We start from the raw sequence: 25217 nt of genomic DNA, 5'->3' as shown, positions 1-25217 counted from the left end.
TCTTCGGGATCGGCAAAGTCCAACATCAGGGAGAGGCTTTTAAACATGTTCCGTACCGAACTGCCGCAACCGAATGAAATCCGCCAGACGATCCGTGACACATATCGCGCCGATGAAGAGGCCGTTGTTGAACGCCTGATTGAAACAGCGCGTCTTTCCCCGGAACAGACCGCGCGCGTTCAAAATCGCGCCTATCAACTGGTTGCCCGCGTGCGCAGTGCCGATAACGGCAAAAGCGGCATTGATGCCCTGCTGCATGAATACGAGCTGTCGAGTAAGGAAGGTGTCATCCTGATGTGCCTTGCCGAAGCACTGTTGCGTGTGCCCGATGCGGTGACTGCCGACAAGCTTATTCAGGACAAGCTTTTTGATGCCGACTGGCAAAGTCATCTCGGCCATTCCGACAGCTTCTTTGTCAATGCATCGACCTGGGGCCTGATGCTGACCGGGCGGGTGATCAAGTTCGGCAAGGCGGAAAAGGCCGATCCGGGCCGCCTGATCAAACGCATGATCGGCCGTTCCGGGGAGCCTGTCATTCGCAAGGCATTCAACCACGCCATGCGGATCATGGGCCGCCAGTTCGTGATGGGCCGCACGATTGACGAGGCCGCCGAGCGCGCCAAGGCGAATGAAGAAAAAGGCTATCGTTATTCCTATGACATGCTGGGCGAAGCCGCCCGGACGATGAAGGATGCCGATCGCTATTATAAGGCTTATGAAACCGCCATTCATGATATCGGACGCGTTGCCAATGGCCGTGGGCCGATTGATAGTCCGGGCATCTCGGTCAAGCTTTCAGCGATCCATCCGCGCTATGACTTTGCCAACTATGACCGCGTGATGAACGAACTGACGCCGCGGCTTAAGGAACTGGCGCTTCTGGCGAAGAAATACGATATCGGCTTTACCGTCGATGCCGAGGAAGCCAACCGCCTTGACCTGTCGCTTGATGTCATCGGCACTGTCTTTGCCGATCCGGATCTTGATGGCTGGGAAGGCTATGGTCTGGCGGTCCAGGCCTATCAGAAACGTGCCTATCACGTTCTGGAATGGCTGGCTGATCTGTCGACCAAGGTCGGGCGCAAGATGATGGTCCGCCTTGTGAAGGGGGCCTATTGGGATACCGAAGTCAAATTCAGTCAGGAAAACGGTTTTGACGGCTATCCGGTCTTTACCCGCAAGGCATCGACCGATGTGTCCTATCTGGCGTGTGCGAAATATATGCTGTCGCGCCGCGATGCATTTTATTGCCAGTTTGCCAGCCACAATGCCCACACGGTGGCATCGGTTCTGGAAATGGCGGGCAATGACCGCACCTTTGAATTCCAGCGCCTGCATGGCATGGGCGAAGCACTTTATGAGCAGATCGTCGACAAGAACGGCGAAAACGTTCCGTGCCGTGTCTATGCGCCGGTTGGCACCCATGAAGACCTTCTGGCCTATCTGGTGCGCCGTCTGTTGGAAAATGGCGCAAACACCAGCTTTGTAAACCGTATTCAGGATGAACAGCTGCCCATCGAGGAAATGATCGCCGATCCCATCGAAAAGATGGCGGCCCTTCCGCGTAAAGGCCATCCGAAGATCCCGGCACCGATTGACCTTTATGGTGCAAGTCGCGTCAACTCGCGCGGGCTTGACCTGACCGATACGCAAAAGCTTCTGCCGCTCAGTGCAAAGCTTGCCGAGATCAAGAACAAGACCTGGAACGCCGCCCCGCTGATTGATGGCAAACTTGTTTCGGGTACCCCGATTGATGTCATCAACCCGGCCAAGCTTGACGAGAAGGTCGGTGACCTTGTGCAGGCGACCGAGGCTGATATTGACGCCGCCGTTGTGGCTGCCCTCAAGGGCTATGAAACCTGGAACAAGACACCGGCGAGTGAACGCGCGACAGCACTGCGTCGTCTGGGTGATCTGCTTGAAGAAAACATGGACGAGTTCATCGCGCTCTGTCAGCGCGAAGCCGGCAAGCTTTATTCCGATGGCGTTGCCGAGGTGCGTGAGGCCGTCGATTTCTGTCGTTATTATGCCAACCGGGCGGAGGAAACCTTCCGCGAAGGCAGCCCGCTTGAAGGCCGGGGGGTGATTGTTTGCATCAGCCCGTGGAACTTCCCGCTTGCGATCTTCTTGGGGCAAGTAACCGCGGCCCTTGCAGCAGGAAATGCTGTGATTGCCAAACCAGCAGAGCAGACTTCACTAATTGCTGCCCGTGCGGCAGAACTGATCCTTGAGGCGGGAGTTCCGGGCGCGGCATTCCAACTGGTGCCGGGACCGGGGCGTGTGATTGGTAATCAGCTGATCAATGATCCGCGCATTGCCGGTGTCGCCTTTACCGGGTCAACCGAAACCGCACAGGTGATCAACCAAGCGCTGGCAAAACGCCCGGGTGTTCCGTTGCCACTGATTGCCGAGACCGGTGGTCAGAACGCGATGATTGTTGATTCGACCGCACTGCCCGAACAGGTCGTGCAGGACGCAATCATTTCCGGTTTCCAGTCTGCCGGTCAGCGTTGCTCGGCCCTGCGCGTGCTGTTTGTTCAGGAAGACATTGCTGACAAGCTTTGTGAAATGCTGGTCGGTGCGATGAAGGAACTGCGCGTTGGTGATCCGAAATTCCTTGATATTGATGTCGGTCCGGTGATTGACGAAAAATCGCGCAAGGTTCTTGAAGCCCATGCCGAGCGCATGAAAAAGGAAGCCAAGCTTCTGCATGCCTGCGACATGCTTCCGGAATGCGAAGGGGGTAACTTCTTTGCGCCGCATTGCTTTGAAATTCCATCGATCAATGTGCTTGAACGCGAAGTGTTCGGGCCGGTTGTGCATGTGGTGCGCTATAAAGCGCGCGATCTGCCCAAGATCCTTGATCAGATCAATGCATCGGGTTATGGCCTGACCCTTGGTATCCATTCCCGTATTGATACCACCGTGCGCGAGATTTCGCAGAAGCTGCGGGTTGGTAACTGCTATGTGAACCGTAACCAGATCGGTGCGGTGGTCGGTGTCCAGCCGTTTGGCGGGCAGGGTAAATCGGGGACAGGTCCAAAGGCCGGTGGTCCGCACTACGTCGAACGTTTTGCCAAGCCGATTGCGAAGGCAAATACCATTTCCAATGACGATGTTTCAGACGATCGCGCACCGATCATCGTCAAGGATGTCATTGCGACCAACGAATATGCCGCGATGCTATCAGCCCAGGAAGAATGGCAGGCAACCGATGGCAATGCGCGCGTGACCATCCTTGAAAAGCTGTCGGCCAAGATGGATGCATCGGGCAATGATGCCCTGATGGCGGGGGCCGATCATGTGGCGAACTTCGCCGCACTTTCGGAAAACGGCTTTGTGGCACCAACCCGGATGCCCGGGCCGACCGGTGAAACCAATGACCTGTATTGCCAGGGCCGTGGTGTTTACCTGATCCAGGCGGACAAGGACGCCGAACCGGCAAAAATCATCCGTCATCTGGGGGCCGCCCTTGCCGCTGGCAATGCGGTGATCCTTGCGGGCGATCAGAAATGGTTGGCCGACATTCCAGCATTCGCACAGCAGGCAGGCCTTCCGGCGAAGCTCGTCAAGGCGGTTGGCACCAACACCGGTCTGGGTGCTATGTATGATGGTGATATCGTCGGGGTATCGTGCGTGGCATCGCTTGATCGCGTGACATCCTTCAAGCAGCTTCTGGCCAAGCGCGATGGCGCGATCCTGTCGCTGATTTCCGATAGCGGCGCCGAGGATGACGGTGCACTGCCTGATGAGGCGTTCCTGCATCGCTTTGCCACTGAAAAGACGATCACGATTAACACCACGGCGGCGGGCGGTAACGCATCGCTGATGTCGATGGAAGAAGATTGATCTGCTAGATGGACATGTCAGATGGACCGGGACGAAATTCCCGGTCCATTTTTCTTTCTTTTATTCGTGATCTCTGATGTAGGATGTGCTCGCCTGAACGCGGTCGGGCTTTTTTTCGTCAAAATTGGCTGCAATAGCTATTGGTCGGAACAGTTGACGTCCTGCGGCGTTTGAACTGACGCAAGAAGATTGACCCATGTCAGGCAGGCATGAACAAGGAGAACAGGAATGATCAAGGTAAACCGCGGCATTGGCCGTGTTCTGAAAACGGTATCGGTATGTGCGCTGCTGGCGGCCTGCGGACCGCTGCAAATGCCGTTGGAAGACCGCACCGGCAATGACCAGTGGCAAGATACCCAGATCAAGTCCGGCATCCTTGGTGAGTTCTCCAAGGTCGATCACACCTATCTGATGGATGTGAATATCGACATCTGGGAACAGAATGTCATGGTCACCGGCATGGTGGACTCCAAGGGCAAGTATTATGACGTCATGTCGCTGGTCAAACAGGATAACCGGATCAAAACGGTCTATGACCATCTGGTGATCGCCGATCAGGAAACGATTGATGCCTATCACCGGGCCGAAGATGAATACGGCAAGAACGCCGTTCCGACCGATTCGGCAACCCAGTCCGTGTCCGACGTCTGGATCGAAAGCCAGATCAAGGCATTGTTATTGGCCGAAAAAGGTGTGAGTTCCGTCAACTATCGTTGGCAGTCGGTCCAGAATGTCGTCTACATCATGGGCGAGGCACAAAGCGATGCAGAGCTTGAAAAGGTCCTGTCGATCGTGCGCCGCATCAAAGGTGTGACCAAGGTGGTCAGCCACATCGCAAAGGCCTGATCACTTTTATCGCCTTGTGATAAAACAGTTTTTCGAAAATTCCCCGCAGGCGTTCGGCCTTGCGGGGAATTTTTTTGACCGGGTTTGTTGCAAAAGTGTTTGAAAACCATTCGCATTTATCTTAGAGGTGGCGATACGTAATTAATAACTGATTGCAATCGCACCATGTATGTCTGCATTTGTAATGCGCTTAAGGAAAAAGACGTCCGCCGTGCTGCCGAGCAGGGCGGGGCGACACGTCCGGCGGAAGTTTTCCGTTTCCATGGTTGCGCGCCACAATGTGGCAAATGCGCCTGCCATATGCGCGCAGAACTGCTTCAGGCCAAGACCTGCGGCAATTGCGATTGTGATGATGCAGCAGCTGTGACGGCAAATATCGAACCGATTGCCGCCGAGTAAGCTACTTCGGGATATTCAGGCAAAACGAAAAAGGCGAGGCCTATGCGGCTTCGCCTTTGTTGTTTGTGCATGATGCTGCTTGATCAGCACCGTTACTTTTTCAGGCCAAAGCGTTCCTCGGCCAAGCGGTCGGCGACAAAGCCGGTCGACAGGTCCTGGTCCTTGGCGCGTTCAAAAATCTCGCGCACGGTCTCACCAATGCCTTCGATATGCATGTTGGTTTCGGCAACCGTTTTGCCTTCACGGCAGTAATAGACTTCGATGACACCGCCGGCATTGATCACGTAATCCGGGGCATACAAAATCCCGGCTTCGCGCAACATCTCGCCATGGCGATCATCTTCAAGCTGGTTATTGGCTGCACCGGCGATCACGCCAACCTTGAGTTCCGCGATAGTACGGTCATTGATCACCCCGCCAAGGGCACAAGGGGCAAGGATATCGGCATCAACCGACAGGATTTTATCAACCGGAACCGCGGTTGCGCCAAATTCCATGGCAGCGGCCTTCATGCTGGCGGCATTCAGGTCCGCAACAATCAGCTTGGCCCCGGCGGCATGCAGCATCCGGCACAAGTGGTAGCCGACATGCCCCAGACCCTGCACCGCGACCCGCATGCCCGCAAGGTCGTCGCTGCCATGTTTGAAGCGCACCGCTTCCTTAAGCCCGATGAAAACGCCATAGGCGGTAAAGGGGGATGGATCACCTGTGCGTTCCGGGTCCTTGCCATCATTGATGCCACCGACATGCTTGGTCTGGCTTGCGATATAGCCCATGTCTTCGGGGCTGGTGCCGACATCCTCGGCAACGATATAGCGACCGCCAAGTTGTTCAACAGCGCGACCCATTGCGCGGAAGAATTCTGGCGTCTTTTGACTGCGCGGATCACCGATAATGACCGACTTGCCGCCGCCAAGCGGAAGGTTGGCGAGGGCGGATTTGTAAGTCATGCCGCGCGACAGGCGCAAAACATCATGGATGGCGTCCTGTTCGCTGGCATAGGGCCACATGCGACAGCCGCCCAGTGACGGGCCAAGGTTGGTGTTGTGGACCGCGATGATGGTTTTCAGGCCGGTGGTTTTGTCGCTGGCAAAGACGACCTGTTCGTGGTCATCAAAGGCGATATCGGAAAAGACGTTCATCCTCTTGCAGCCTCCTGGCAGCATCATTTTTCTGGTGCAGGCTGTTTCCTGCTTATCCCTTTATGTTTGATGCATCGCGCATTGGATCAATTTTTAATTCCGCGAATGTGCAAAAAAGATCGTTTTGGTTGAGGGGCTGCTTTGGTGTGGAATTATTCGGAGTTTGCCAAAGCTGCATTGTAATTTTATTGCGCGCACTGTGCGCTGCAGCATCTTCGCTGTTTGAAGGTAGGCGGCATTTTCGATGCGACCGAGATTCTTTTGTGGTCGAAATTGGTCGGTTTCAGCCTGGCCTTTATGGTGCAGTGCACTTGCGGCGATTTGTCCTGAATCAGGGCATTCGTCATGCGCCTATGCCAAATTCGCACTTGAAACCGGAGCAATTAATCTGGAAATATCAATTAACCGGATAATTTACGGCTCGTTAAGGTGCGAAACGTAGACTCACGGTTGGGTATCTTGTGATTGAGATTCCCGGTTCAGGACAGGTTGGCGTCTGGGCGGCGCCAGCGAACAAAATATAAGGAGAGCGGCGGATATGTCTGCATTCACAGGCCATCGCCAAACCGTATATGAAGTTGAACTGCACAATCAGGCTGTGCGCGAATGTGTCAAAGAGAACCGATCCCACGACCTCTTTGATGACCGCTGGGCTGATGTTCAAACTCATGAAGTTGCGGCCAGCGACGAAACCAAGGCCCTTGCCATGATCGAAAATAGCTATCCGTCAGAAGATGGTTTCGTTGTCGATCACGTCAAACGCCTAGGATAACAGTCACCAACATATTCGAAAAAAAAGCGTGGTCAGCTTTGCTGCCACGCTTTTTTTCTGAGCTGAACCTGTACAACAAAGCAAGCTTCATTGGGGCGATTTGGCCTATGACCTCAGCTTGCCTAGCATTTCCCGCCCCTTGGCAACGGCAAATTTCTGTGCCTGCGAGAAGGTCGGGTTCGGCGGCATGATCAGGGCGTCAGGGTCAACCGGGACCTGAATGACGGTTGGCTTCTTGCTTGCAAACGCTTGTGACAGCGCGCTTGAAAGCTCCTTGGTGTTTTCCGCACGCAGGCCAAGACAGCCACAGGCCTGGGCGATGGCCGCCATATCCGGGTTTTTAAAAGCGATTGCATGTTCGGGCAGGCCTTTGGCTTCCTGTTCCAGTGCGATGAAGCCAAGCTTGCTGTTGTCAAAGACAACCGCCGTGATCGGCAGGTCGTATTCGGCAGCGGTCAAAAGCTCACCCATCAGCATGTTGAATGCGCCGTCACCCGCAATGGCGACGACCTGACGATCAGGATAGGCTAACTGCGCGCCATTGGCCCCGGAAAGGGCAAAGGCCATCGTGCCAAGCCCGGATGACAGGGTGAAACGCTGGTTGCGTTTTACCCGCAAATGCCGCGCGGCCCAGGCTGTGGTCGTTCCGGTATCAACCAGGAAAATGGCATCGTCGGCGGCATGGTCTGCGATTGCGGACATGACACTTGCGGGGTGAAGCGGGCTTTTGTCGGACTTTTCGATCTTTGACCAATCGTCTTGCTGATCCTTGACCTTATCGATCCAGTGTTTGCGCTGCGTTTCGGTGTCTTTGGGCGCGACGCGATCCAGAAGACCCTGCACCGATAGCTTGGCACTGCCGATCAACGGGGCATCAATATCAAGCCGTTTGCCGATCTGGCTGCGATTGCTATCGATCTGGATGGTTTTGGCATCTTTAGGGAAAAATTCCTGATAGGGGAAATCGGCGCCAATGATGCACAGCAAATCACAATCTTCGACAGAATCCTGACCCGGTTTGCCACCCAGAAGGCCCAGCCCACCAATGCAAATGGGATCGTCGTCATCAAGCCAGTCTTTGGCGCGCAGGGTTCTGACGATCGGTGCATCAATACGGTGCGCCAGATCAAAGATCTCCTGGGCTGCCTCGGCACCGCCAATACCGGCAAGAATGACGGGCTTTGATGCCTGATCAATCAATTTGGCAGCGTGATCAAGGTTCTCGCTGGACGGGGAAACTTCGCGGGTTGCCAACAAGGTTGCAATATTGATCGGACCATCGGCGCAATCGGCACTGGCGATATTGTTCGGGATACAGACATGGGCGGGCGCACGATTTTCAATCGCGGCCTTGCAGGCTTCTTTGAGGATACGCGGGGCCTGTGCCGGATCCATGATCGTCTCGGAATAGACGGTGACGTCTTCGAATAGCTTTTTCAGGTCAACTTCCTGATGATACTCGGTGCCGATAAATTCCGAATCAACTTGGCCTGTGATGGCAAGAACCGGGGCATGGTCGTGACGGGCATCATAAAGGCCGTTCAGAAGATGGATGGCACCACCACCCGCCGTGCCGACACAGCATGAAAGATTGCCGGTCAGTTTTGCTTGTGCGGATGCGGCAAACGCACCACCTTCTTCATGCCGGACAAGGACGAAATCAATTTCATCCCTGTTTTCAAGGGCAAATGTAATGTCATTGATCGCGTCACCGGGGATGCCAAACACATGTTTGACGCCAAGATCACTCAGTAAATTGATTGCGATATCGGCAACTTTCATGGGGAAACTCCTTGGTTTCAGTCGTGAGAGAGCCGCAAACTACAATCGCATCAACGGCCGGGTTTGATTACGAAAGCCAGAATGCATTCATGGTTTCTGCGACGCGCTTGAACGAAGCAAGATTGGCACCATCGCGATAATTGATGATTTTTCCGTCCGGACTGTTTTCGATGCAGTCCTTGTGAATTTTGGACATGATTTCACGAAGGCGTTTGTCGACGTTTTCCGTATCCCAACTCAGACGCTGCGCATTCTGGCTCTGTTCAAGGCCGCTTACTGCAACGCCGCCGGCATTGGATGCTTTGCCAGGGGCATGCGGAATATTGGCGTTGATGAATACTTCCTGTGCCTTTGCCGTCAGCGGCATGTTCGCGCCGTCACAGAGCATCATCACCTTGTTTTCAACAAGCTGCTTGGCGTCTTGTTCATCAAGCTCGTTTTGGGTTGCGCAGGGCAGGGCGATATCGCACTCAAGCCCCCAGGGGTTCTTGTCTTCAAGGAACTCGGCATTCTTGCCGCCGTCAAATTCTGACAGTGATTTGCGTTGGTTGTTTTTCCAGTCATCAACCTGATCAAGAAGGTCGTTGGTCAGGCCATTGGCAAAGTGCATGGTGCCGGAGCTGTCACTCAGACTTATGACCTTGGCTTCAAGTTCTATGGCCTTGCGCGCGGCGTGAAGCGCAACATTGCCTGCACCACTGATCGCAATGCGTTTGTCTTTGATTTCCTTGTTTTCCTGATCAAGCATGTGACCAAGGAAATAGATGCAACCATAGCCGGTTGCTTCTGTGCGCCCGGCACTGCCGCCAAAGTGGCATCCTTTCCCGGTCAGCGCACCGGTCCACTTTTGCGTCAGCTTGATATAGTGACCAAAAAGGATGCTGATTTCGCGTCTGCCAACGCCGATGTCACCGGCGGGCACATCGGTATCCGGCCCGATATGGCGATAAAGTTCCTGCATGAATGCCTGACAGAAACGGCCGATTTCCTGCGGGGATTTGTCTTTTGGCGAAAAGTCGGCACCACCTTTCGCCCCGCCCATCGGCAAGCCGGTCAGGCTGTTTTTCAGGGTTTGTTCAAACCCGAGAAACTTGAAGATACTGGTACTTACCGTCGGGGCAAACCGAAGGCCGCCCTTATAGGGGCCCATCGATTGATTGAACTGAATGCGCCAGCCGCGATTGACCTGTATCTGTTGGTCGTCATCTTCCCATGCCACGCGAAACTGCAGCACGCGATCCGGTTCCGTGCAGCGTTCAAGAACCGCATTTTTGCGCATCTCGATTTGATCAAGATACCAACCGGCAATGGAGCCGACGACTTCCTCCACTGCCTGGTGAAATTCCGGCTCGTTCGGTGTCTTGTCCTCAAGCCGGCTCAGGAAGTCTTTTTGAAAATCAGATGCGCTTTGTGTCATTTAGATGCGGGCTTTTTTACTGTTTCTGCTGCTCTGGTTAACGTGCCAGAGGCGAAAAAGTGCCCGCATAATATTTTGTTTTGATGGTTTTAAGGTTCTATCGCGCGCTTGATCAGGCGTTCTGTTGCAGCGTTCGTTCAACAAAATCAAGGCGGTCCTGCCCCCAGAACATCTCGTTGCCGATGAAATAGGTCGGCACACCAAAGATGTTACGATCGCGTGCGGACTGGCAGTTCTCGTCATAGATTTTGGCGATCTCTGGCAGGTCGGCATGTTCGAGATATTCCGTCGACAGGCCACTTGATATCAGGGCCTCGCGCACGGTCGCGGGCAGCGAAACATCACGTTCACGCAGCCAGATATCCCCCATCAGGGTTTCTGTCAAAGCACTGACGTCTTTGCCATCATCCTGAACGGCGATGATCGTGCGCGCGGCGAGTGTTTCATCGACCGGGAAATGGGTCGGATGCAGGTTGACCGGAATGCCGAGATAATCCGACCAGCGTTTCAGTTCAACAAGTCGGTATTCTTGACGCGGTTTCGGGCGTTTTGCCAAAGGCACGCCGCCGCCATGTTCCCAGACATCGGCTGCCCGGCAGGGTTTATGGATGATTTGCACGCCATGTTTTTTGGCAATGTCGACAACGCGGCGAAACCCGAAAAAAGACCACGGTGATTGCACGAAGAAATAGTGGATGATGGGTTCGGACATATGGGCCTCCTGGCGCCGCGATGCAGATTATGTTTTTGAATTGCCGACAGTCGACACCCACCACACTGCCCAAACAGGGGTGCTGCGTCAAATGTCCTTGGCGTAATCACGCACAGGTTCAGGTCATATGTTTGTGATGATGGAATGCGAAATGTCTGCGCGACCTAGTAGTCAAGCCACCAGGAATATTCATCAATACCCGCCATCAGAACACCGTCAAAGCCGAGCTTCATGATGTTGCCAAGATAGCTGTTTTCGCTGCCAAAGATGATGCTTTGCCATTCGCGTGACCAATAATGCACGTGATTTTCCTGTCCCCAACGTGCCATCAGGTTGCCTTCACTGATGAAATCGGGACTTCCGGCTCGCCATCCGCTTTGCCAGTAATAACGATATGTCTCGGCCGTCGCGATATTGAGATACGAAATCAGGTTCCGTGGTGTTCCGGTCTTCTTGTAACGAAGCCGCTTCATATCATCATAGGTTAGCGGAATGGTCCCGCGATGGAACGGATCAATGATCAGCGTGTCGTAGTTGGTTGCAACCAGCGCATCGACATAGGCGTCCTTCGTGCCATAGGGAGAACTATCAAGCACCAGGGCAAAGTTCTTTGCCTCGCGGATATTGTCGATCACATGCGGGTTTGCCCCGAAAGGGGTGCTTGGAACCTTTGCCAGGGATGAAAGCTGCATGCCCGGCGGTGGGGCCGCGTAATAAAGGGCATCCAGCCCCCGAAGCTGAGCGCGTGCCTTGTCCATGTCGGATCGATTTTCGGTGTAATCGACCGCAAGATATTGCAGGCCTTCAAGTTTAAGCCGTTCCAGATAACCGAGGATATATTTGGTTTCTTCTGCGTTGGTGGCTTCGCCGTATTTCTCGAAGCCGTAAAATGGGGCTTCGACCAAAATACCGTCAAGGGCACGTAAGTAGTTTCTGGCCGGTTCAGCGACGCCGCGGGTGGCAAACAGGGTTTTTTCAAGGAACTCGGTCAGTTCCAGGCCATTCATCGCAATGATCGAAAAGTCACTGCGATAGCTTTTTGCCCACCGACTGATCGCGATGACGTAATCGCGCATTTCCTCGACGAAGTCTTTTTCAGGCTTACCGGTGTCTGTCAGTCCAGGCAGACCCTCGGTCAGGCTATTGGGGGCGGGGATAAAAGGTTCAAGCTGCTGCGCAACGGCACCAAGCGGTGTGGATGCCAGCAACGCCCCGCCAAGCCCCGTCGCGCCAGCGCCAAGGAAATGTCGCCGCGAGATGGATTTGGGCGCGGCTTTTCCGCCAGACGCATTTTGCGCCGTTTGTCTGGTCCGCCCTGACGTGCTGTAAGGTTGCTTGGCCATGCCTTTATCCATCGCTGATGATATGGGCGATCTTATGATGCTGCCTTCATTGCGCCTTGCTGTGTGATCAACTCGGTCACCCGGTTGCCAATTGCAAGGGATGCAGTAAGACCCGGTGATTCAATACCATAGAGCATTACAAGACCATTAAGCCCGTGCTGTTTTTCATCAGCAATCATGAAGTCACGCGCCGCTTCGCCCGGGGCCTGAATTTTCGGGCGCACCCCGGCATAGCCGGTCTGAAGCGCACTTTCATCAAGATCGGGATAGTATTTGCGGATGGCTTCGGCAAAGGCGGCCCGACGTTCTTCGGGGACGTCATAGTTTGGTGCATCAACCCATGTCACGTCCGGGCCAAAGCGCGCCTGTCCGCCCATATCAAGGGTCAGGTGGATGCCAAGGCCTGCCTGTTCGGGGGCCGGATAGATCAGGGTGGAAAACGGTGCCTTGCCCGATAGCGTGAAATAACAGCCGCGCGCATAATGCTGCGGCGGGACAGATGCCTGTGGCAGGCCGGTAAAGTTCCGGCCCAGTGTCTGGCTGTGCAGGCCACCGGCAACGATCAGTTCCGCGCAGGTCAGGCTCATTTCTTCGCCGTCGGCATCGGTGGTGCTGACGGTATAAAGCCCGTTTTCGAAACTGACGGCCGTGACCTTGGTGTTGATCGCAAGTGTTGCGCCATTGTTTTCCGACTCACCCAGCAGGGTGACCATCAACTGGTGGCTATCGACAATACCGGTGGACGGGCTTTCAAGGGCGCCGACACAATGAAGGGCCGGTTCGCGTTCAAGGGCCTCTTCGCGGGACAGCCAGACAAGGTCGGTGACGCCGTTTTCATATGCCTTGTCCTTGATCCCGGCCAGTGCGGCCATTTGGTCTTCGGCTGTGGCGACAATCAGTTTGCCGGTGCGTTTGTGTTCGATGCCGTTTTCTTCGCAATAACGATACAGCATCTCGCGCCCGGTGACGCAAAGCTCGGCCTTCAGGCTGCCTTTCGGATAATAAATTCCGGCATGAATGACTTCGCTGTTGCGCGCGCTGGTTTCGGTGCCAATCGCATCATGCTGTTCAATGATCAGGACTTCGCGACCGGTTCGCGCAAGGGAACGGGCACAGGCCAGGCCGACAACGCCGGCCCCGATGACGATGGTTTGGATATCTGCAGTCATGATCACGTGTATCTTGTTTATGGTGGTGGGCTTAGTTTGCCTGGCGGAAATAGACAGCCTGTCCTTGGTTGTCCTTGCCATTACCGGTGACAACAGCCGGGGATTCGCTGGTGTAAATACCGCGCGCAAAGCTGCTGTCGTTACAATAGACATACCAAGTCCCGAACGGAAGCGTATCACTTTGATAGGCACCGCCCTCGTGGCGCCAGATGCCCTCGCAATGACGTTGGTCATCATCAAGGATCATTGTGCCTTCGCCCGATGGCTGATCAAAGCGCAGCGTGCCGGTTCCGCGCACCGATTGCCAGTTGGTGATGATATCAATGCCATCAATCGGCGGCGGGGTGGTTTCGCCTTCAGGCTGCTGAAGCGGGGTTTTATCTGCTGGTGCGACAACAGTGGCGGCAATTGCCGAATTTTCCGCGAGCTCAATGTTCAGTCGGCCAAAGAATCCAGCGGCAAATTCCTGGGCATCAATCATTGGTAGACCACTGAGCGGCGCACTGCTGCTACTTGTGGCCTGAACCTGTGTCGGGGTGCAGTAGTAGCCCAGCAGGCGACTGCCACGTTGGGCCGGTGTTTGCGGATCCCATTGACCGACAAAGGAAACGCATTGCGACCCGTTGCGGGTAAAGGGCGACAGGGCAATCGGGCCGTATCGGGTTTCCTGCACGAAGCTTGCGCCATTCAGGCTGGTGCGGCCGCGAAGCGCGTCAAACATATCAAGCAACTGCTCGGACGCCATGGCGGTGCTAAACCGAAAACCGGGGGCGGAGGTCGTATAGACCGTTTCAAGATAAAGGTCGCTTGCAGCGGCAGGGGATTCGCTTACCGAACGCGGCGCATACCAGCGGCCGACAAAGACCGTGCTGTTATCGCGATACTGACGCAGGAAGCTATTCTGACCCTCGACGTCCGAGGCAAAGACAATCGGGCTCTGGTCTTGCGGGATTTGTTCGAACCCGCCGGTTTGCTGTGCGACGGCCATCTGTGGTGTTGCCACCAGAAGGCTTGCAAACATGCTGCCGATCAAAGCCGCCCGATACCTCACATTGCGTCCTTTCTATATGTTTTCAGGCGCATTTTTGTATTGCGCTACCCTTATCTTTACCTTTGTGCATCTAGATTGGCTAGGGGGCAGTCAACCGATGCCTGTTAACGTGATCTCTTTTACCTTGATTTTTGGGTGCAAACGGGCTCATTGGGGAGGTTGGCCTTGGGGACAAAGTCAAAAAGCCTGAAGATACGGAGCATTTTATCATGACGGTGCAACAGACCGGCGCGAACGGGGACAGCGCGGGCCAGCAGACGGCAACAGACAAACAACCGCCGTCCAATCGCGCCCATGTAATCGTGATCGGCAATGAAAAGGGCGGGTCAGGTAAATCGACAACGGCGATGCATCTGATCGTTTCCCTGATGAAGATGGGGTTCAAGGTCGGATCGCTTGATATCGATGCCCGTCAGGGGACGCTGACACGCTATGTCGAAAACCGGAACGCCTTTAACGACCGCAAAGGCCTTAAGCTTCCGGTGCCCGATCATCGACCGATTTATCGCAGCGAATTGCCCGATGCCAACCAAGCCAAGCTGGACGAGCGCGAACGCTTTACAACCGCACTTGGTGAAATGGTGATCGGCTGCAACTTCATCGTCATGGATTGCCCGGGCAGTGACAATTATCTTTCTCGCTTGGCCCATGCCTGTGCGGACACGCTGATCACCCCGATCAATGACAGCTTTATCGACCTTGATATGTTGGCGCGGATTGACCCGGACAGCCTTGATATCAAGGGGCCCAGCATCTATGCCGAGATGGTCTGGGATGCGCGCAAGCGTCGGGCGGCGATTGATGGCGGCACGATTGACTGGATCGTCATGCGCAATCGTCTTTCACATCTTGATGCGCGCAACAAACGTGACATTGCCGAAATCGTCGACAAGTTGGCCGATCGCATCCGCTTCCGTCAGGCGCCAGGCTTTGGCGAACGCGTGATTTACCGCGAACTTTTCCTCAAAGGTCTGACGCTGCTTGATCTGCGTGAAAAGGGTGTCGGCATCCCGATGAGTATGTCGCACATGGCCGCCCGTCAGGAAGTCAGATCGCTTCTGGAAGTGATCGGCTTCAAACCGGCCGACGGCGAGGAGTTGCCGATCTGACTGCATCCGGCCTATATCTTGTAGGATGACAAATTGTCCAACCGGAATATGAAGCAGGCAGGTCTCCTTGACGCGCAAAGATATCATTCCAGAGACATCCGACGCCAATGAAGTGGTAGACTTCCTAGGCAAGGCGCGGCAGATGGCGGTGCATGCACCATCATCCGGGCCGGCACAGGGTCGGCTGATTTTTGCCATGGATGCAACCGCCAGCCGCCAGCCAAGCTGGGACAGCGCGGCTGAAATTCAGGCGGAAATGTTCGAAGCGGTCGATGGTGTCGGCGCCCTAGATGTGCAGCTTGTGTTCTTTCGCGGGCTTTCGGAATGCAAATCAAGTGGCTGGTGCCGCAACGCAAAATCATTCCGCGATTATATCACCAAGGTTACTTGTCGCGCCGGCCATACTCAGATCGAACGTGTTCTGGCCCATGTCGAACGCGAAGCGGGTGATAAAAAAATCGATGCCTTGATTTATGTCGGCGACTGTATCGAGGAAAATCCAGATCATCTGGCCCCGATTGCTGGGAAACTGGCGCTTAAGGGGGTAAAGGCATTCATGTTTCAGGAAGGCCATGACCGGGATGCGGCATTTGCCTTTGGCGAAATTGCGCGGATAACCGGTGGCGCCTTCATGCAGTTTGATGCCAGTGCGGCCGGCAAGCTTCGTGATTTACTTGGCGCAGTGGCAAGCTATGCCGTGGGCGGGCAGTCCGGACTTTCGATCTATCAAAAGAAAACCGGGTCTGAGGAAGTGCTCAGGCTTGGTCATCAATTGCGAAAGCCGCGTTGATGCAGTGGTTTTTGATCGGCATCGCAGCATTTATCGGGGTTGGCTTCTTCATTCGGTGGATGACAGAGGCCGAGCCCAAAGAAATCCGTAAAATTGTCTTATTTCTGATCATCTTGGTGTTGATCATGCTTGCGGGCTGGTTGTTGCTCACAGGCAAGATTGCCGCGATGGGCGCGGCTTTGGCGGCGACTGTGCCGTTTTTGTTTCGGATGATGAAGCTTGGATTCCTGTGGCCAATCTTTCGCAGGATCTTTGCAGCGTCCCGAAAACGCGCCCAGCCGGGAAGTTTTGGCAACCGCACATCCGGTGCGGGATCAAGTTCGGAAATTCGTACCGAATTTCTGCATATGGTGCTTGATCTTGAAACCGGGCAAATGCGCGGTGGCGTTGTCAGCGGTCCCTTTACCGGGGCCGATCTTGACAGCTTGGGACTTGACGACCTGCAGTCGCTTTATGTTGACTGTTGCAGTGCAACCGACCAAAGCCGGGCGGTTCTGGAAGCCTATCTTGAACGCCGCCCCGATTGTGCGGGATGGCAAAGCTGGCGCCAGAACGACCACGGCGAAGACGGAGCACAAAACGGAGGAAGCGACCGCAACCATAACGAGCAAGGCCAAGGTGACAAAAGGAGTTCAAGTGCGTCAGGCATGACGGCGAAAGAGGCCCGAGAAATCCTGGGTGTGGCGGATAATGCCACCCGCGAGGAAATCAACCGGGCCTATAAAAAGCAGATCAAGGCGGTCCACCCGGATCATGGTGGATCGGACTATCTGGCCTCAAAGATTAATGCCGCGCGAAGCCTTTTGTTACGGCTATGTAAAGATTAGCGTCAATAATACGTGCGCTTGCTTGATCCGTGTTCTGGAATTGTGGCAGAAGCATATATGCGGGCAATTCCAATACGGACTGGCGTGCAGCGGTTGAAAAAGGAAAGTATTGAATGTCAAAAAGAATCAAGAAGGCAGTTTTTCCGGTCGCAGGCATGGGAACCCGTTTTTTGCCCGCCACCAAGGCAATGCCAAAAGAAATGCTGCCGGTCGTTGACAAGCCACTTATTCAATACGCTGTCGAAGAAGCCATTGCGGCCGGCATTGAAGAATTCATTTTTGTAACCGGTCGCGGCAAAACCGCGATTGAGGACCATTTTGATCGCTCTGCCGAGCTGGAGGCGATCCTGACCGAGCGGGGCAAGGAAGAAGCACTGTCCAAAGCGCTTGAAATGATCCCGGAAAACGGTCGTGTGACCTATACCCGTCAGGGCAACCCGCTTGGCCTCGGGCACGCTGTTCTGTGCGCCAAGTCGCTGGTCGGTGACGAGCCGTTTGTCGTGCTGCTGGCCGATGACCTTATCCAGTCAAAAGTCCCCTGCATGAAGCAGATGGTCGATAGTTATGGTCGTACGGGTGGCAACATGGTTGCCGTGATGGATGTCCCGCGCGATGAAGTTCATCGTTATGGTGTGCTGGAAATCGAAGGCACCAACGGCCGCCTTGTCAGTGCATGCGGCATGGTGGAAAAGCCAAAACCCGAAGAAGCCCCGTCGACCTTGTCCGCCATCGGGCGTTACATCCTTGATCCTGGCATTTTCGAGGTGCTTGAAAACATTCCGCGCGGCGCTGGTAATGAAATCCAGCTGACCGATGCGTTGGCCGCAATGATCGGCAAGGTGCCGTTCTATGGCTATAATTTCGAAGGCCGTCGTTTTGATTGCGGCAACAAGATCGGCTTCCTGAAAGCCACAATGTCATTTGCCCTTGCCCGTGAAGATATGCGCGACGATGTCCGCAAGCTTATTCACGAATTCGCCGAAGGCGAAGCGGCAGAATAATCATTCATGTCAACAATGTCCGACCGGAATAGCGATGTGATCTGTTCCGGTCGGGATTTACTTACCAGGATAAAACCTCCATGCGCGTAGCTATGATCGGGACCGGATATGTTGGACTTGTTTCCGGTGCCTGCTTTTCCGAGTTTGGTACGGACGTTGTTTGTGTCGACAAGGATGTAGAAAAAATCGCCCGTCTCGAAGACGGTATCATGCCAATCTACGAGCCCGGGCTGGATGTTCTGGTCGAAAATAACGTCAAGGCAGGCCGCCTGACCTTTACCACCGACCTCAAGGAAGGGGTCAAGGATGCGGACGCTGTCTTTATTGCCGTTGGCACGCCGACCCGACGCGGCGATGGTCATGCCGATCTGAGTTACGTTTATGCTGCGGCCGAGGAAATTGCCGAAGCCATGGACGGCTTCACCGTCATCGTTACCAAATCAACCGTCCCGGTTGGAACCGGTCGTGAGGTCGAACGCATCATTCGTGAAAAGCGCCCGGATGCAGAATTTGCTGTGGTCTCGAACCCGGAATTCCTGCGCGAAGGATCGGCGATTGGCGATTTCATGCGCCCGGACCGCGTCGTCATCGGCACCAGTGATGAGCGCGCCCGCGAAGTGATGTCGGATCTGTATCGTCCGCTGTATCTGATCGAAACCCCGATTGTCTTCACCACCCGTGAAACGTCGGAAATGATCAAATATGCGGCCAACACCTTCCTTGCCGCCAAGATCACCTTCATCAACGAAATTGCCGATCTTTGTGAAAAGGTCGGTGCGGATGTCCATGATGTTGCACGCGGCATCGGCCTTGATGGCCGTATTGGCAAGAAGTTCCTGCATCCCGGTCCGGGCTATGGCGGGTCCTGCTTCCCGAAAGATACCATCGCACTTGTGCGCACCGCACAGGAATATAACAGTCCGCTTCGCATCATCGAGACGGTTGTCGATGTCAACGCCAAGCGTAAAAAGGCGATGGCAGATCGCGTGATCTCGGCATGCGGTGGCTCTGTTGCGGGCAAGACCATCGGTATTCTTGGTCTGGCTTTCAAACCCAATACCGATGACATGCGCGATGCACCGAGCCTTGATATCGTGCCAGCCCTGATCGCGGCAGGGGCGAGTGTCAAGGCCTATGACCCCGAAGCCATGGAAGAAGCCAAGAAGCTTCTCGATGGCATTTCATATTGCGACAACGCCTATGATACGGTCGAAGGCGCAGATGCAATGGTGGTTCTGACCGAGTGGAACGAATTCCGCGGTATGGACCTTGATCGCATCAAGGACGCGCTGAAACACCCGATCGTCGTTGATCTGCGTAACGTTTACGATCCGAACGAGATGGCTGAAAACGGTTTCAGCTATTCCTGTGTCGGTCGTGCATCTATCGGAGGCAAATCCTAATCATGACGAATTCCGCCGGACACAAGTTTGATAGCTCTGTTTTGCGCGAATATGACGTGCGCGGCGTTGTTGGCAAAACCCTGCATGCGGCAGACGCCAATGCGCTGGGTAAAGCCTTCGGAACCATGGTGCGCAGATCTGGCGGAAAGCGCGTCGCCCTGGGGCGCGATGGTCGTCTGAGCTCGCCAGATCTGGCGGCGGCATTGGCCGAAGGTATTCTGTCGACCGGTTGTGACGTGGTGCGCATTGGTCGCGGGCCGACCCCGATGCTGTATTTCACGGTTTATGATCAAAAAACCGATGCCGGCATCATGGTCACCGGTTCGCATAACCCTTCGAACTATAACGGCTTCAAGATGCTTAATGCTGGCAAGTCGGTATTTGGCGACGCCATTCAGCAACTTGGCAAAATTGCCGCCAGCGGTGATTTCGAAACCGGGCAGGGCACGGCAAGCGACATTGATATCGAGGATCGCTTTGTCGAACGCCTTGTGGCCGAGCTTGACTGTGATGTCCCCAATCCGATGACGATTGTCTGGGATTGCGGCAATGGTTCTGCCGGTGACGTGGTGCGCAAACTGACGGCCAAGCTGCCCGGTACGCATCATCTGTTGTTTGATGATATCGATGGTAATTTCCCCAACCATCATCCCGATCCGACGGTCGAGGCCAACTTGGTTGACCTCAAGGCGGCCGTTGCCAAACACAATGCCGACTGGGGTGTTGCCTTTGACGGCGACGGTGACCGGATTGGCGTGATTGATGGCAAGGGCAACGTCCTTTGGGGCGATCAGCTGTTGCAGATCTATGCCGCGGACGTTTTGCAGCGTCAGCCAGGGGCTGCGATCATTGCCGATGTCAAGGCCAGTCAGACCCTGTTTGACGAGGTCAACCGGATTGGTGGCAAGGCCATCATGTGGAAGACGGGCCATTCCTTAATCAAAACCAAGATGATCGAGGAAAAGGCACCGATTGCCGGTGAAATGAGCGGCCATATCTTCTTTGCCGAACGTTATTACGGCTATGACGATGCGACCTATGCCGCCGTCCGCCTGTATCGCATTCTGGTTCAAAGCGGCAAAAGCCTTGCCGAATGGCGGGCCGCCATGCCGGTTGCGGTCAATACGCCGGAAACCCGTATCGACTGCCCGGATGACCGCAAGTTCGCGCTGATTGAAGAAGTCCGTGCTCGCCTGGCTGAAGCCGGTGCCGAGGTCAGCGGTATTGATGGCGTGCGTGTCAGCACCGATGATGGCTGGTGGTTGCTACGTGCATCCAACACCCAACCTGCCATCGTGGCCCGCTGTGAGGCCGCCGATGATGCCGGGTTGGCACGTTTGAAGGGGCAGGTGAGCGATCAACTGGTCAAAAGCGGTCTGTCTTCGGATGACTTCTTTGCACCGGGTGGTGGTCATTAATTAAGACGTTCACCGAAGACAAAATGAAAAAGGCCCGTCAGATTTTCTGACGGGCCTTTTTGTATCTCTGTGCGATTTGGCTTTTAGCCAGCATCACCCGCATTGACCGGGATGCACGCAACATTTTCACGCTTGAGCGCATCACACGCAGCGCGTGCTTCGTTCTCGCCATCAAAGCCCAGCAGACGGGCACGATAGACAACACCGGTGCCACTGGCTTGCTGCTCGACCGCAGCACGGGTCAGGCGCAGAACATCGGGGGCGGTACGTGCCGCGGCAAGGACCGCTTCCTGTGCCCGGCGCTGATCGCTAAAGGCGCCAACCTGAATGCCCCAGCCCGCACCGGTTTCCGGCTTCAGGCGGGTGACAACGGTTTGGGTGTCAATACGGCCCGGCTGTTCTGCTTCGCGAAGCGTGCTGCGCTTGGCAATCAGCAACTGGGCATCTGCTGGCAGGATCTTGTCTTCCGGGCTGATGCGCGGACGCGGAACAACAATTTCACCGTCCTTGGTCAGCTTCATATAGGCCTGATCAAGGAGCTTTTTCATCTGGTCATCACGGGTGCGGGCGGTGCGACCCCCAAACACAACGCCAATCAGGCGTTTACCATTGCGATTGACCGAGGCGACAAGGTTGAAGCCCGATGCGTTGATATAGCCGGTCTTGATCCCGTCGGTACCATAGTAGGACGCCAGAAGATTGTTGTGGTTGCCATAGGTGCGGTTGCCAAAGCGGAACTTCTGGGTCGCGAAGTAATGATAGTAGCTGCCATAATTCTTGCGCAGCGCCACAGCCAGTTTGATCATGTCACGTGCAGTGGTCATCTGCCCGCGGTTGGGCAGGCCGGACGCATTACGGAAGGTGGTGCGCGACATGCCAAGGCGGCGCGCCTCGGAAGTCATCATCTGGGCAAACTTGATTTCCGTGCCACCAAGATGTTCGGCGACAACAACTGCAATGTCGTTGGCCGATTTGGTGACCAGCGCCAAAATAGCATCCTTGACGGAAATGGTTTCGCCCGGCTGAAGACCAAGTTTGGAGGGGGCCTGGCCCCAGGCACGCTTGGAAACCTTCATCCGAGTCGAAAGCGATACCTTGCCGTGTTCCAAGGCATCAAAGACCATGTAAAGGGTCATGATCTTGGTTAGCGACGCCGGATAGACCTTGTGATCCGCCCGATATTCGTGAAGCGTTTCGCCAGTGTCGCCGTCAATAATCATCGCCGTGTAAGTCCGCGCCTGCGCAGCGGAGGGCGAGAGAACTGTGAATGAAATAGTCGCAACCAGACACAAAAGCACAACAACAACGCCACGCATGCTCAGCGAGCGCGTCACGGACAGAGCTTTGGCCATTGCAGTTGGCCCGGAAAGGGTCATTAAACGCATTATATCGGGCTCGGCTTTGAGGTTTCCCCAAGAACTAAATAAGTTCACTGTCGCATCACAGCCTTAAACAAATGTTTAAGAGCATCGAATTTCGGTGGTCGTCACTCGGGCCTTGAGATGGCCATTTTTATTCGCAAGACTGTATTTTATATCTCCAGATTAGCAAAAAATCGAGGATGGAATGTCAGAAAAGACGGCTCCAGTTCACACCAATACGGGGACCCGCAGCGCCAGCTGGGCCAAAGCAGGTCTTGCCGCACTGGTGATTGCAGGCCTTGCCGGTTGTACCTTTACCCAAACCAGTGACGTCAGTAATCCGCTTGTCCGAAAGGCATCATGGTTTTCTTATCTTAATGCCGATGATCTTCGTCAGGCTTGTGCAGCAGGCGATGCAGAAGGACAAATTCGCATTATTTATAATGCCGAATATTACAAGGAAGTCCGCGTCTTTGAATTAACGCCGTATCCCGGGTTTGAGGAATTCAATCTGACCACCCGTGTCTTCGGGCCGATACAGGTCAAGGAAATCAATGTTGAACTGAATGCACCGCTTGGTGCATTTGGGGGCGAAGAGGCCGTTGATCGTATTGACCGCGATTCTTATCTTGCCATCACCGATGCGCTGCAGGCCGAAGGTTTCGGAACGCAAAACCGTGATGGTCTGCGTCTGTATTCCGATGATTTTTACTGGGTCGCCATTGGGTGCTCGTCGGGTGGCATCACGCTGGGTACTTGGGCATCCGGTGTGGATGATTTGCGTGCCCTTGAGTTCCCGGAAGTTCTGGCAAACCTTTCTTCGGTTGAAAAAGACCTTCCCGAGCCGCCTGCCGCTGAAAACGCACGATCGCAATCGGCGGCACAGATGCATCATGTCCAGAACAGCGACTCCGGTGAGTTTTACAGAACCGTGCGCGGAAATATGCTTCGTTAGGGCGCCAATATGTTGCAACCGGGCGATGGCGTGACGTGTTCATGTTATTGCCCGGCTTGCTAGCTTTATTGCAATGCAGCAAAACTTTGGGCTAATGCCTTGATCAAGTTGCTGTTTTGAAAATTTCTTGGAATTCCGGCGTTTTCTGTTGAAGGCGTGCCGGGAAATATGGCGTATTTGTCACTAAACTGTACTTGACGCGACAGGGTAATTCCATCTAGGGTTATGTTGCAATGCAACATTGATCCGGATAGATATTCCGGTGATCAGGAGGTTGAGGCAATGGCTGATTCCAAAAAGAAACTAGCCGGGAAAACTGCAACCAAGCAGGCTTCCGCGTCGTCACCCAAAACTGTAGCAGCTTCAGTCCCGTCGGCAGCGCAGTCTGCGCCTGCCAAGCGGAAGGTAATGACATCTTCCGAGATAGAAGCCGCAGCTCAGCAGCCTTCGGCGGAAGCGCAAAAGGCATCGCCTTCACCATCGCCCGATACGGCAAAGACGCCGAGTGACGAAGGAGCGTCGATCAAAGCTGCAGGTCAGGCTGCCTCGTCTGCGACGGTCGCGAAGGTTGATACATCTGCGTCTGCTGCCAAAACGCCGGTCAAAGATGCCGCGTCGGCCGGTGCTTCCGAAAAAAATGCAGAGCCCCCGAAACCTGCCAAGGCTGAGACATCTTCGCCATCTGCGCCGGCATCAAAGCAGGCTGAATCTGCCACGAAACCTTCCGTTGCGACTTCCGGGGCCGCGCGACCTGCTAGTGAGGTGACGTCGCCAGCAAGCAAGTCGACAGCGCCCAAATTCCCCACCAAAAGCGAAAAGGCCAATACTGTGAGCACGAAACCCAAAACTACGGCAACCAGCAAGTCTGCCGCTTCCGCCGCCCCGAAAAAGAAAACCGTTGCCAAGTCGGCGCCGAAAAAGGCTGCTGCTGCACCGGCAAGTACGGCATCGAAATCTGCGCCTGCGCCGAAGGCCGCGGCATCCGCGACGTCTGAGAAATCGGCAGCACCGGCAACCGTGGCGGCAGAGTCTGCTGGTTCCAGGCCTGCGGCAACGCCGACCGCGACCCAAACCCCAAGCAAGTCGACTGCAACCGCAAAGCCGGTTGATGCCAAACCTAAGGCAGAACCAAAGCAGGGCGACGTTTTTGGCTTTGGTGCATTGTTCATCGACGGAACGGGGATGGAGCCCTATTTCGAACTTTGGAAGACGCCAGAGGTCGAAGCAATGGTCACCGCTGGCAATGAGGCATTCGAAGAAAGTGTTTCTGCTGCCAATGAGGCATTCGGCAAGATCTTTGAAACCATGACCGGTCAGGCCGATGTTTTTTCCGGTGCCGGGTCGCGGGTTGCTGCTCAGTATGAAGAGCTGCTTGATACCCAGAAGAAAAGTTTCGAGGAAGTTTGGCAGGCAACCATGGCGATGTTTGAAAAGACCGGTGGCATTGGCACCGAGCTTTCGAGCTGGATGCAAAAAGAATTTGAAGCATCGCAGGAAGATCTTGATGAGTTGACCAAGGTTGAAAGCCTTGCAGACCTTCAGGAGCTGCATTCACGCATCGTCAATCGCTGCTATGAAAGCAGTTTGGCCGAAGGTGAAAAGATGCAGGAACTGATGTTTTCTGCCTTTTCGGACGGCCTAAATGCGATTAGCAAGGCAACGAATGTTACGCTGAAATGAGGCAATGGATGCATGTTGGATATCCCAGCACCTTCCAATCCCGAGCGGGTATGGCTTTTAGCCATGCCCGTTTTTTTATGTGTCTTTTCGCGTCCCGGATAATTTTGGAGTGACAATAATCACGAAGTTTGTCGCCTGATCTTGCAGTGCGTTATTCGCAGCCTAAATGAATCGAAGATGGACAACGAACG

21 protein-coding genes are annotated in these 25217 nt (G+C 54.7%); 12 read left to right on the top strand and 9 right to left on the bottom strand.

Annotated elements, in window-relative coordinates:
- The first annotated feature begins 45 nt into the window (after positions 1 to 45).
- The 3 genes from putA to WBY09_RS13325 all read left to right on the top strand — a co-directional run bounded on the left by putA (position 46) and on the right by WBY09_RS13325 (position 5094).
- Positions 46 to 3849, top strand: coding sequence for a bifunctional proline dehydrogenase/L-glutamate gamma-semialdehyde dehydrogenase PutA (gene putA, locus WBY09_RS13335; protein ID WP_336232974.1), 3804 nt, complete (start codon positions 46 to 48; stop codon positions 3847 to 3849).
- 228 nt (positions 3850 to 4077) lie between these two features.
- Positions 4078 to 4695: a BON domain-containing protein gene (locus WBY09_RS13330; protein WP_336232973.1), complete on the top strand. Its 618-nt coding sequence runs from the start codon at positions 4078 to 4080 to the stop codon at positions 4693 to 4695.
- 165 nt (positions 4696 to 4860) lie between these two features.
- On the top strand, positions 4861 to 5094 hold the full coding sequence (locus WBY09_RS13325) for a (2Fe-2S)-binding protein (RefSeq protein ID WP_063088336.1): 234 nt from the start codon (positions 4861 to 4863) through the stop codon (positions 5092 to 5094).
- Positions 5095 to 5186: 92 nt separating this feature from the next.
- On the opposite strand, the gene WBY09_RS13320 is transcribed toward WBY09_RS13325, so the two are convergent.
- On the bottom strand, positions 5187 to 6236 hold the full coding sequence (locus WBY09_RS13320; protein ID WP_336232972.1) for a Glu/Leu/Phe/Val dehydrogenase dimerization domain-containing protein: 1050 nt from the start codon (positions 6234 to 6236) through the stop codon (positions 5187 to 5189).
- 538 nt (positions 6237 to 6774) lie between these two features.
- Here WBY09_RS13320 and WBY09_RS13315 point away from each other — a divergent pair.
- The gene (locus WBY09_RS13315; protein WP_008890584.1) at positions 6775 to 7008 is read left to right on the top strand and encodes a hypothetical protein; all 234 of its coding nucleotides are present in this window, start codon (positions 6775 to 6777) and stop codon (positions 7006 to 7008) included.
- A 105-nt stretch (positions 7009 to 7113) separates the two neighbouring features.
- Here the strand turns inward: WBY09_RS13315 and WBY09_RS13310 are convergent, their stop codons facing one another.
- The 6 genes from WBY09_RS13310 to WBY09_RS13285 all read right to left on the bottom strand — a co-directional run bounded on the left by WBY09_RS13310 (position 7114) and on the right by WBY09_RS13285 (position 14452).
- Positions 7114 to 8790 carry a thiamine pyrophosphate-dependent enzyme gene (locus WBY09_RS13310; protein ID WP_336232970.1) on the bottom strand — a complete coding sequence of 559 codons (1677 nt, stop codon included), beginning with the start codon at positions 8788 to 8790 and terminating at the stop codon, positions 7114 to 7116.
- A gap of 67 nt (positions 8791 to 8857) precedes the next feature.
- On the bottom strand, positions 8858 to 10207 hold the full coding sequence (gene gdhA, locus WBY09_RS13305; protein WP_336232969.1) for an NADP-specific glutamate dehydrogenase: 1350 nt from the start codon (positions 10205 to 10207) through the stop codon (positions 8858 to 8860).
- 112 nt (positions 10208 to 10319) lie between these two features.
- Complete coding sequence (locus WBY09_RS13300; RefSeq protein WP_336232968.1) at positions 10320 to 10919, bottom strand: 2-hydroxychromene-2-carboxylate isomerase; 600 nt, start codon at positions 10917 to 10919, stop codon at positions 10320 to 10322.
- A gap of 164 nt (positions 10920 to 11083) precedes the next feature.
- On the bottom strand, positions 11084 to 12262 hold the full coding sequence (locus WBY09_RS13295; protein ID WP_336232967.1) for a hypothetical protein: 1179 nt from the start codon (positions 12260 to 12262) through the stop codon (positions 11084 to 11086).
- 32 nt (positions 12263 to 12294) lie between these two features.
- A complete protein-coding gene (locus WBY09_RS13290; RefSeq protein WP_336232965.1) occupies positions 12295 to 13431 on the bottom strand; it encodes an NAD(P)/FAD-dependent oxidoreductase in 1137 nt (378 codons plus the stop codon).
- Positions 13432 to 13462: 31 nt separating this feature from the next.
- Positions 13463 to 14452 (bottom strand): hypothetical protein, encoded by a 990-nt coding sequence (locus tag WBY09_RS13285; RefSeq protein ID WP_336232963.1) that lies wholly within the window; start codon positions 14450 to 14452, stop codon positions 13463 to 13465.
- A 239-nt stretch (positions 14453 to 14691) separates the two neighbouring features.
- On the opposite strand from WBY09_RS13285, the gene WBY09_RS13280 reads away from it, so the two are divergent.
- The 6 genes from WBY09_RS13280 (at position 14692) to pgmG (ending at position 21030) form a co-directional block, all read left to right on the top strand.
- Positions 14692 to 15591 (top strand): division plane positioning ATPase MipZ, encoded by a 900-nt coding sequence (locus WBY09_RS13280; protein ID WP_008890591.1) that lies wholly within the window; start codon positions 14692 to 14694, stop codon positions 15589 to 15591.
- A gap of 67 nt (positions 15592 to 15658) precedes the next feature.
- Positions 15659 to 16381: a VWA domain-containing protein gene (locus WBY09_RS13275; protein WP_336232961.1), complete on the top strand. Its 723-nt coding sequence runs from the start codon at positions 15659 to 15661 to the stop codon at positions 16379 to 16381.
- A complete protein-coding gene (locus tag WBY09_RS13270) occupies positions 16381 to 17208 on the top strand; it encodes a J domain-containing protein (RefSeq protein WP_336232960.1) in 828 nt (275 codons plus the stop codon). Before WBY09_RS13275 ends, WBY09_RS13270 begins: the two co-directional genes overlap by 1 nt.
- A 113-nt stretch (positions 17209 to 17321) precedes the next feature.
- Positions 17322 to 18209 (top strand): UTP--glucose-1-phosphate uridylyltransferase GalU, encoded by an 888-nt coding sequence (galU, locus tag WBY09_RS13265; RefSeq protein WP_197147216.1) that lies wholly within the window; start codon positions 17322 to 17324, stop codon positions 18207 to 18209.
- Between the two features lie 80 nt (positions 18210 to 18289).
- Positions 18290 to 19612 (top strand): UDP-glucose dehydrogenase family protein, encoded by a 1323-nt coding sequence (locus tag WBY09_RS13260; RefSeq protein WP_197147217.1) that lies wholly within the window; start codon positions 18290 to 18292, stop codon positions 19610 to 19612.
- Positions 19613 to 19614: 2 nt separating this feature from the next.
- Entirely contained in the window at positions 19615 to 21030 is a 1416-nt protein-coding gene (gene pgmG / locus WBY09_RS13255) for a phosphoglucomutase/phosphomannomutase PgmG (RefSeq protein WP_286792279.1), read from the top strand.
- Positions 21031 to 21113: 83 nt separating this feature from the next.
- Here the strand turns inward: pgmG and WBY09_RS13250 are convergent, their stop codons facing one another.
- Entirely contained in the window at positions 21114 to 22382 is a 1269-nt protein-coding gene (locus WBY09_RS13250) for a D-alanyl-D-alanine carboxypeptidase (protein ID WP_197147219.1), read from the bottom strand.
- A gap of 214 nt (positions 22383 to 22596) precedes the next feature.
- Here WBY09_RS13250 and WBY09_RS13245 point away from each other — a divergent pair, with 214 nt between their 5' ends.
- On the top strand, positions 22597 to 23346 hold the full coding sequence (locus tag WBY09_RS13245; RefSeq protein ID WP_286792281.1) for a hypothetical protein: 750 nt from the start codon (positions 22597 to 22599) through the stop codon (positions 23344 to 23346).
- 536 nt (positions 23347 to 23882) lie between these two features.
- Here the strand turns inward: WBY09_RS13245 and WBY09_RS13240 are convergent.
- Complete coding sequence (locus WBY09_RS13240) at positions 23883 to 24062, bottom strand: hypothetical protein (RefSeq protein WP_336232959.1); 180 nt, start codon at positions 24060 to 24062, stop codon at positions 23883 to 23885.
- A 112-nt stretch (positions 24063 to 24174) separates the two neighbouring features.
- Between WBY09_RS13240 and WBY09_RS13235 the strand changes: the two genes are divergently transcribed.
- Positions 24175 to 25026: a phasin family protein gene (locus tag WBY09_RS13235; RefSeq protein WP_286792282.1), complete on the top strand. Its 852-nt coding sequence runs from the start codon at positions 24175 to 24177 to the stop codon at positions 25024 to 25026.
- Positions 25027 to 25217 lie beyond the last annotated feature (191 nt).

It is taken from the genome of Thalassospira sp. CH_XMU1458 (genome assembly GCF_037027205.1).
GTDB lineage: Bacteria > Pseudomonadota > Alphaproteobacteria > Rhodospirillales > Thalassospiraceae > Thalassospira > Thalassospira tepidiphila.
This window is presented reverse-complemented; position numbering and strand designations above follow the sequence as displayed.

Coding starts and splice junctions, on each gene's coding strand:
- WBY09_RS13320 (WP_336232972.1), bottom strand. CDS start 6,236: ATGAACGTCTTTTCCGATATCGCCTTTGATGACCACGAACAGGTCGTC.
- WBY09_RS13300 (WP_336232968.1), bottom strand. CDS start 10,919: ATGTCCGAACCCATCATCCACTATTTCTTCGTGCAATCACCGTGGTCT.
- WBY09_RS13325 (WP_063088336.1), top strand. CDS start 4,861: ATGTATGTCTGCATTTGTAATGCGCTTAAGGAAAAAGACGTCCGCCGT.
- gdhA (WP_336232969.1), bottom strand. CDS start 10,207: ATGACACAAAGCGCATCTGATTTTCAAAAAGACTTCCTGAGCCGGCTT.
- WBY09_RS13285 (WP_336232963.1), bottom strand. CDS start 14,452: ATGTTTGCAAGCCTTCTGGTGGCAACACCACAGATGGCCGTCGCACAG.
- WBY09_RS13250 (WP_197147219.1), bottom strand. CDS start 22,382: ATGGCCAAAGCTCTGTCCGTGACGCGCTCGCTGAGCATGCGTGGCGTT.
- WBY09_RS13260 (WP_197147217.1), top strand. CDS start 18,290: ATGCGCGTAGCTATGATCGGGACCGGATATGTTGGACTTGTTTCCGGT.
- WBY09_RS13310 (WP_336232970.1), bottom strand. CDS start 8,790: ATGAAAGTTGCCGATATCGCAATCAATTTACTGAGTGATCTTGGCGTC.
- WBY09_RS13315 (WP_008890584.1), top strand. CDS start 6,775: ATGTCTGCATTCACAGGCCATCGCCAAACCGTATATGAAGTTGAACTG.
- WBY09_RS13270 (WP_336232960.1), top strand. CDS start 16,381: ATGCAGTGGTTTTTGATCGGCATCGCAGCATTTATCGGGGTTGGCTTC.
- pgmG (WP_286792279.1), top strand. CDS start 19,615: ATGACGAATTCCGCCGGACACAAGTTTGATAGCTCTGTTTTGCGCGAA.
- galU (WP_197147216.1), top strand. CDS start 17,322: ATGTCAAAAAGAATCAAGAAGGCAGTTTTTCCGGTCGCAGGCATGGGA.
- WBY09_RS13280 (WP_008890591.1), top strand. CDS start 14,692: ATGACGGTGCAACAGACCGGCGCGAACGGGGACAGCGCGGGCCAGCAG.
- WBY09_RS13245 (WP_286792281.1), top strand. CDS start 22,597: ATGTCAGAAAAGACGGCTCCAGTTCACACCAATACGGGGACCCGCAGC.
- WBY09_RS13295 (WP_336232967.1), bottom strand. CDS start 12,262: ATGGCCAAGCAACCTTACAGCACGTCAGGGCGGACCAGACAAACGGCG.
- WBY09_RS13330 (WP_336232973.1), top strand. CDS start 4,078: ATGATCAAGGTAAACCGCGGCATTGGCCGTGTTCTGAAAACGGTATCG.
- putA (WP_336232974.1), top strand. CDS start 46: ATGTTCCGTACCGAACTGCCGCAACCGAATGAAATCCGCCAGACGATC.
- WBY09_RS13290 (WP_336232965.1), bottom strand. CDS start 13,431: ATGACTGCAGATATCCAAACCATCGTCATCGGGGCCGGCGTTGTCGGC.